The following is a 1,269-nucleotide window of genomic DNA, read 5'->3' as shown; positions in this document are numbered from 1 at the left end:
AGCTGTCCCCTCCCGACAGGCACGTACGGTGGGGCCCGTGCCGGTCGGGAGGGGACAGCGAGAGGGGCAGCCGCCGGCGGCTCCGGACGTGGACGACGCCGCGCCGCCGGAGGCGCCCGGGGCGTCGCTGCCGCTGCTGGACGCCCCCGCGCAGGGCCTGCCGCCGGTGGTGACCGACGAGGCCGGCCTGGCGCTGGTGGTGCGGGCGATGGCCGCCGGCACCGGCCCGGTGGCCGTGGACGCCGAGCGGGCCTCGGGGTACCGCTACGGCCAGCGCGCCTTCCTGGTGCAGCTGCGCCGCGCCGGGGCGGGCACCGCCCTGATCGACCCCACCGGCGTGCCGGACCTGTCCGCGCTGGGCGAGGCGCTGTCCGGGGCGGAGTGGGTGCTGCACGCCGCCACCCAGGACCTGCCGTGCCTGGCGGAGCTGGGCATGCGGCCCACGACCCTGTTCGACACCGAGCTGGGCTCGCGCCTGGCGGGCCTGCCGCGGGTGGGGCTGGGCGCGGTGGTGGAGGAGCTGCTGGGGCTGCGCCTGGCCAAGGAGCACTCGGCGGTGGACTGGTCCACCCGCCCGCTGCCGGAGCCGTGGCTGACGTACGCGGCGCTGGACGTGGAGGTCCTGGTGGAGCTGCGCGACGCTCTGGCGCAGCGGCTGCAGGAGCAGGGCAAGCTGGAGTGGGCCCGCGAGGAGTTCGCCGCGATCGCCGCCGCTCCCCCGCCGGTGCCGCCGGCGGAGCCGTGGCGGCGCACCTCCGGCCTGCACGCGGTGCGCTCGCGCCGCCAGCTGGCCGTGGTGCGCGAGCTGTGGGAGGCGCGCGACGCCGAGGCGCGCCGGCGCGACACCTCCCCGGGCCGGCTGCTGCCGGACTCCGCGATCGTCGCGGCGGCGCGGGCGCTGCCGCGCAGCCCGCAGGCCCTGGCGGCCACGCCGGGCTTCACCGGCCGCGCCGCGCGCAGCCGCCTGGAGCTGTGGGCGGGGGCCGTGGCCCGCGGCCTGGCCCTGCCGGACGCGGAGCTGCCGCAGCACGCGGTGCGCGGCGACGGTCCCCCGCCGCCGCGCGCGTGGGCGGCCCGGCACCCGGAGGCCGCCGCGCGGCTGGCCGCGGCGCGCACGGCGGTGACGGCGATCGCCGAGCGCTGCGGGGTGCCGGTGGAGAACCTGCTGCAGCCGGACGCGCTGCGGCGCCTGGCCTGGCAGCCGCCGGAGCCGCTGGACGAGGCGGGCGTGGCGGCGGCGCTGCGGGCGCGCGGGGCGCGGGCGTGGCA

Annotated in this window: 1 protein-coding gene; it reads left to right on the top strand. The window is 81.0% G+C overall.

Going from position 1 to position 1,269, the window contains the following annotated elements; translation table 11 throughout:
* Window positions 1–88: 88 nt before the first annotated feature.
* Window positions 89–1,269, top strand: a 1,181-nt coding sequence (locus GTR00_RS21095; protein ID WP_323132659.1) for an HRDC domain-containing protein, incomplete at its 3' end; no start/stop codon positions are given.

Source organism: Kineococcus indalonis (genome assembly GCF_009906395.1).
GTDB classification, from domain to species: Bacteria; Actinomycetota; Actinomycetes; order Actinomycetales; family Kineococcaceae; genus Kineococcus; species Kineococcus indalonis.
The sequence above is the reverse complement of the archived record's forward strand: the minus strand, read 5'-3'. Positions and strand labels throughout refer to the sequence as shown.